Genomic DNA, 6,407 nt, shown 5'->3' on the forward strand with positions numbered 1-6,407 from the left:
CATTCAGGCGGCCCGTCTGCTCAAGCCCGCGCCCCAGACGCAGCGTGGCTTTTTCATTGAAGATCGGGATCGGATTACGGGTGACGCCCTCGAACACGACCAGCCGGACCGAATTCGATCCCAGATCGACGATGGCGGCGCGATGATGGCCCTTTGGCGCGTCAGTACCCGTCACTCTACCCTCTTCCTCAATCTTCGCGGATACGCTCGGGCCGTTCACGACGACCCGCATCCTTATCCTGCGGTTTCTCCCTCGCTGCCGAGCCGCGCCCGGAGAGCGAAGGGTTATGCATGAAATATTCATGCGCCGAGAAGGGATTAGCCCCCGGAGATACACGATGCCAATCCCCACGCGAGGAAAGCACCCAGCTTTGAAGCGTGTCACGTAAATCCATGGTCATGATCTGACCCAGGATCTGGGCATGGACGGTCGAATTGAAGATCGGCACCATCGCCTCGACGCGACGATCCATGTTTCGTCCCATCCAGTCAGCCGAGGAGATAAAGACCTTGGCCTTGTGCGAAGGCATCCGATGGCCATTGCCAAACGCGAAGATGCGCGCATGTTCCAGAAACCGACCGACGATCGAACGGATCTCGATATTTTCCGAAAGGCCCGGCACACCGGGGCGTAGGCAGCAGATACCCCGAATGATTCCGACCACCCTCACCCCGGCGCGTGACGCCCGGTAGAGCGCATCGATCAGGGCCGGGTCGACCAGGGAATTCATCTTCAGCCAGATCTTGGCAGGGCGACCGGCCTTGGCATGAGCGATCTCCCCCTCGATCAGGTCCATGAGCGTGTCACGCAGCGTGATGGGGGCAAAAGCGAGTGCCTCCATATCCACCGGGGTCGCATAACCCGTCATGTAGTTGAACAGCTTGGCCGAATCGCTCGCGAGCTGGGGATCGCAGGTGAAGAAGGATAGATCCGTATAGATACGCGCCGTAATCGGATGATAATTGCCCGTACCGAAATGCGCGTAGGACCGCAGCCCCCCAGCTTCCCGTCTGACAACGAGACTGAGCTTGGCGTGCGTCTTGAGATGGGTGAAGCCGAACACCACCTGGACACCTGCCGATTCGAGCGACCGCGCGAGGCGGATATTGGCTTCCTCGTCAAAGCGCGCGCGCAGCTCAACCATCGCCGTGACCGACTTGCCCAACTCGGCGGCCTCGATCAGCGCCCGCACAATGGGGCTGTCCCGCGAGGTGCGATAGAGCGTCTGCTTGATCGCCACCACGTTGGGGTCAAGCGCTGCCTGTTTGAGAAACTGCACCACCACATCGAAGCTCTCGAAGGGATGATGCACCACGATATCCTTGGCGCGAATCGCTGCGAAGCAATCGCCGTCATAATCGCGGATTCGCTCAGGGAAGCGCGGCGTATAGGGTTTGAACAGCAGGTCAGGGCGATCGGATACGATCATCTGCTTGAGATCGACCACACCGATGATATCGGGCTGAACCACCACATCGTCACGTGCCACGTCGAGTTCTTCAGCGAACTCACGCCCCATGCTCTCCGGTATGGAGGCGTCAAGGGCAAGATGGATGCCCACACCACGGCGGCGCTGCTTGAGCGCTGTCTCGTAGGACAACACCAGATCCTCGGCTTCGTCCTCGAACTCGACATCCGAATCGCGGATGATACGCAGCACCCCGCCCTCGGCAATTTCCATCCCGGGAAAGAGGCGTGTGATATGCAGCCGGATGACATCCTCCAGCGCCACAAAGCGCACATCGGGGCGGATATCCGGCTCCTCCTTGTGCGGCGCCGGCAGCCGTATGAAACGGTCGATCTGCTGGGGCAGCAGAATCAGCGCATCCATCGAAAACCCCGGGATCGTCGGGTCATTGAGGCGTAGTGCCAACGCCATTCCAAGATTCGGAATGAACGGCATGGGGTGCGAGGGGTCGATGGCAAGCGGCGTCAGAACAGGATAGATCTCGTTCTCGAACTTGGCGGCAATGCTCTCGCGCTCGGCGTCTGTCAGTTCCTCACGTGTGCACAAGCGAAGCCCCGCCTGGGCGAGTTCACCGCGCAACAGGCGCCAGATGCGCTGCTGTGCCGCAAAGAGCTTCGCCGCGCTGCGGCGCACGCTCGTCAGTTGCCGCGCTGGCGTCAAACCATCAGCCGAGGGGGCGACCAGCCCCTCGCGCACCTGACCAACAAGCCCTGCCACACGCACCGAGTAGAATTCATCCAGATTACTGGCACTGATCGACAGAAAGCGCAGACGCTCCAGCAACGGGTGGCGGCTGTTTTCCGCCTCCTCAATCACGCGCTGGTTGAAATCGAGCCAGGATAATTCACGGTTGATGAACCGCGTCGGTGAGGTCACGATTCCGGGGTCAGGAATCCGGGCTACGGCACGCGTGGCACGCGTCGCCCTTGGAGCTTTCGCCCGTGTGGCGCGTGGTGCCTTGGAGGGGGCGGGCTTTGAGTCCTTTTCCGAAGACGACGTCACGCGCTACGTTTCCTGTTTCTGTCCAATGAGAAGTAACAACATCGGCTCGTGAGCAGCGCGCGTCAAACCCCTTAACCCAATCATCATAAAACGTTCCGGCCCGGTGATGGCCTGAGCGGTCAGGTTCAGCGTTCGCCGGGGGCTGGCTCATCCAACAGTCCCGACAGGGCCTGTCGTGCAAGGACCCGCGTGAGTGGCCTGTTATGAGCAAGCCCAGCCTGATCGAGCCGGTCTACCGCGCTCACAATCGCATCGCAGGTGCGCGGCAGATGGTGCATGAGCCAATCGAGAATCGGCTTGGAGACAATCATCTGACGCTCTGCAATCAGGCGCAGAAGCAGGGCAAAACGCAGGGAATCCTCAGGCGACAGAAGCGGCACCACCGTGATGGCCCGCAAGCGGCTCGCCAGATCAGGCAGAACGATGGGCAGCCGGACAGGCGCATAACGCGAAGCGATTAGCAGGGTCGTGCGATGTTCACGCGCCAGATTAAGCAGATGCAGCAGGGCACGCTCGGATGTAACACGCTCCAGATGATCGAGCGCCAGTGTGTTGTGGGCTGCCCCCGCAATCTCGACCACCTGCGCCATATCCAGCGTCGCCGCATCGACAACACGTGCCTGACGCCTCGCCGCCCAGATGTGCAGAAGATGCGTTTTGCCACAGCTGTCGTCACCGCAAAGCAGCAGCCTGCGATCGGGCCAGCCAGTCTGGTTCAGCCAGTGGCGCGCCTGTGCGTTGGAGGCCGACGGAATGAAGTGACGGGCTGCAACGCTTGCAGGCGGCCGCAGCGCCAGCGCGAGTTGCGCGGCGGCGTTGCCCGGCGCCAATCCGTCAATTCCCGCTTCTTTGTCCATTCAATAGCCGTTCCGGTCCTTTCCGAGCCGGGTCGGCTCCATTAGAAGGACAGATACTAACGCAACCGGCCAGGTTTTTCGAGCGAGGCGACAGCATGACCGATCCGATTTCCCCTTCAGCAAGCTATCGCGATTCCGGCGTCGATATCGAGGCCGGTGATGCGCTGGTCGAGGCGATCAAGCCCGCAGCAAAATCGACCGACCGGCCGGGCACAATGGGTGGTCTGGGCGGCTTCGGCGCGCTGTTCGACCTCAAGGCCGCCGGCTTCACCGACCCGATCCTCGTCAGCTGCACCGATGGTGTGGGCACAAAGCTCATGGTCGCCATCGAGAGCGGCCAGCATGATACGGTCGGCGTCGATCTGGTCGCCATGTGTGTGAATGATCTTGTGGTGCAGGGCGCTCAGCCGCTTTTCTTCCTTGATTATCTGGCAACCGGCAAACTGGCTGTCGAAGATGCTGCCCGTGTCGTGAAGGGCATTGCACAGGCCTGCCGCGATACGGATTGCGCACTGGTCGGCGGTGAAACAGCCGAGATGCCCGGCATGTATGACTCCGGACATTACGATCTTGCCGGATTCAGCGTTGGCGCAGCCGAGCGTTCCGCTCTGCTCCCCGCCGGCATCACCGAAGGCGACACATTGATCGCCCTCCCCTCCACCGGCGTTCATTCCAACGGCTATTCGCTGGTACGCAGCATCAAGGCCATGAGTGGTCTGCAATGGAACAGCGAAGCCCCCTTCGAGCCGGGCAGCACGCTCGCCGAAGCGCTGCTGCGCCCCACCGCGCTTTATGTGCGAACGGTCATGGCCCTGCATCATGCAGGGTTGCTGCATGGCTGTGCGCACATCACCGGCGGTGGCCTGCCCGGGAACCTGCCGCGCGTCCTGCCAGAGGGTCTGGGCGTACAGATCGAAGCCGATACCTGGCCCGTGCCCCCTGTCTTCCGCTGGCTGGCCACCACGGGCAATGTCCCGCATGACGAAATGCTCAAGGTCTTCAATTGCGGCATCGGCATGGTTCTGATCACGCCCGAGCCCGAGAAGGTTCTGGCCATGCTCGAAGCCCGAGGCGAAAAGGGCTATCGCATTGGTGACGTTACTGCCAATGGCCCACGCTATGCGCTGGATGGCCAGGTTGATTTCGCCCTATGAGCGAAACAATGGCTGTCCATAAAACCCCCATTGCGGTTTTCATCTCGGGGCGCGGCAGCAACATGAATGCCCTGATCGAGGCCTGTGCGCGACCGGATTATCCGGCGCGCATTGCCCTTGTGCTGAGCAATAACCTGGATGCAGCGGGGCTCGATACGGCACGAAACGCAGGCCTCGAAGCTGTTGCGATCGATCACCGTCTTTTCCCGAAAGACCGCGAAGGACACGAGAAGGCCATTGAGGCCTGTCTCGAAAAGGCAGGAATCGAAGTGATCTGCCTTGCGGGCTACATGCGCGTCCTGACCCCTTATCTCGTTGGGCGATGGGCCGGCCGCATGCTCAACATCCATCCAAGCCTGCTGCCGGCCTATCCCGGTCTGGATACGCATGAGCGCGCCCTGGCGGCGGGTGATACCCGTCATGGCTGCACGGTCCATCTGGTTACCGATGGTGTGGATGAAGGCCCGGTTCTGGGCCAGGCCGAGGTGCCGGTCCTGCCGGGCGATACACCCTCCGCGCTCGCAGCACGCGTTCTGGAGCAGGAGCATCGCCTCTACCCCGAAGCGCTCGCAGCGTTTCTGAAAGCCCGATAAGGCGCCCTCTCTCGACTAAAAAAGCCCGGTCAAGCCGGGCTTTTTTATTGCGTATTACAGGTTCGAGGAGCAGGGCGCTCCCTTACCAGAAACGTGCGGCCAGAACGCCCGTGAGCGTTACAAGGTCAAAGCACAGGAAAGCGGTCATACCCAGCATGGCCCAACGCTGTGTGCTTTCCGACGGGGAAAGCTGGCTTGCTCTTGGCATGAGGGGAAACAATAGAGCCAGAAAGGGCGCAATCGGCAGGAAGTAGCGCCCCTGAACGCCATCGATGATGGGCGCACCTACCGGGGTCCAAATCACATAAAGCGAGAAGTAGACAGCGCCGACTGCAAGCAGCATCGCAAGCACCGTCACAAGAACCGTTCTACCGTTTTGTGCCAAAGCCCGGTTTCTGATCGCTGGATAGGCGCAAAAGCAGAGCGTAGCGAGAATCGTCACATAGACAAGGCGATAGAACCAGGCCGGAAACAGTGTATCCAGCCAACCAAGCACCCCGATGAACTCGTGAATGTTGTGACCGAGATTCACCTTGAGCGTCGTGTAGGCGAGCATCGGCAGCGAGAGAGGATGGGTGAGTACCCAGTGCACCTGACCACTATCCGACGTGCCTGACCCATCAAGGAACTGCACTTTGGTCGGGGTCATGCCGAAATGCTGCCAGATCAAAAACGCCGCAATGCTGGCCACGAAAGGGGTCACCGCCAGATATTTGCGGCGCCCCGCACCCAGCCATTCCCGCGCGGGGAACAGGCCAAGCGGTATAAGGCTGCACAGCAGCAGAGGGGGCTTGCTGACCGTCAGAACGGCGAAAAGACAGGCGATACCAATCCAGAAGCGCGTTGATCCCGGATCAAACGTATTGATCCGGGTAAGCAGCGAAGCCGTAAGAAGGGCGAGCGCGAAGATCAGGCCATCCTGCGAGCATGACGCGTTGAGCGCCATCACCATGGGCAGGCTTGCAAGCAACATCAGATAAAGCACCCCGCGACGGGCCAGCGCGATGGCGAGCGTGCACAGAGCAATGCTGATCACCGTATTGATCACATGCACCATGATGCTGGTCTGGATGATTGTCGCCCGCGTATGGCGACCGATAAAGGTGACGACTGCGCCCGGCAAATAGGTGATGGGAGCGTAAATGACCGTATTGCCGAAAGAAGCCCAGCTCTGGCGATGATCCCATGGACGGGCGGCAAGCGCTGAGAGCTCGTTCATGTCCACCTTGGTTTCGGCATGGAAACGCAGGCTGTTCAGCAATTCTGCCTCAGAGGGGAAATTGGCAGGCAGATAGCCTCCGGCCTGAGCCGCGTCGAGCTTGATGCCAACAA

5 protein-coding genes and 1 pseudogene are annotated in these 6,407 nt (G+C 60.5%); 2 read left to right on the top strand and 4 right to left on the bottom strand.

From position 1 onward, the window contains the following. From P792_RS38605 to P792_RS26760, 3 genes and pseudogenes are all read right to left on the bottom strand, one after another. A pseudogene (locus P792_RS38605) lies at positions 1 to 232 on the bottom strand (hypothetical protein); the annotation flags it as partial. Next, positions 189 to 2,363 (bottom strand): RNA degradosome polyphosphate kinase, encoded by a 2,175-nt coding sequence (locus tag P792_RS26755; RefSeq protein ID WP_231944704.1) that lies wholly within the window; start codon positions 2,361 to 2,363, stop codon positions 189 to 191. The pseudogene P792_RS38605 and the gene P792_RS26755, both read right to left, overlap by 44 nt. Before the next feature lie 233 nt (positions 2,364 to 2,596). Further along, on the bottom strand, positions 2,597 to 3,328 hold the full coding sequence (locus P792_RS26760; protein ID WP_023978394.1) for an HdaA/DnaA family protein: 732 nt from the start codon (positions 3,326 to 3,328) through the stop codon (positions 2,597 to 2,599). A 95-nt stretch (positions 3,329 to 3,423) separates the two neighbouring features. On the opposite strand from P792_RS26760, the gene purM reads away from it, so the two are divergent. Next, positions 3,424 to 4,482: a phosphoribosylformylglycinamidine cyclo-ligase gene (gene purM, locus P792_RS26765; protein WP_023978395.1), complete on the top strand. Its 1,059-nt coding sequence runs from the start codon at positions 3,424 to 3,426 to the stop codon at positions 4,480 to 4,482. A gap of 8 nt (positions 4,483 to 4,490) precedes the next feature. Continuing rightward, positions 4,491 to 5,075, top strand: coding sequence for a phosphoribosylglycinamide formyltransferase (gene purN / locus P792_RS26770; protein WP_023978396.1), 585 nt, complete (start codon positions 4,491 to 4,493; stop codon positions 5,073 to 5,075). Positions 5,076 to 5,157: 82 nt separating this feature from the next. Here the strand turns inward: purN and P792_RS26775 are convergent. Then, on the bottom strand, positions 5,158 to 6,407 hold a 1,250-nt coding region (locus tag P792_RS26775), incomplete at its 5' end, for a DUF2142 domain-containing protein (protein WP_023978397.1).

The organism is Asaia sp. SF2.1 (assembly GCF_000505765.1).
Lineage (GTDB): Bacteria > Pseudomonadota > Alphaproteobacteria > Acetobacterales > Acetobacteraceae > Asaia > Asaia bogorensis.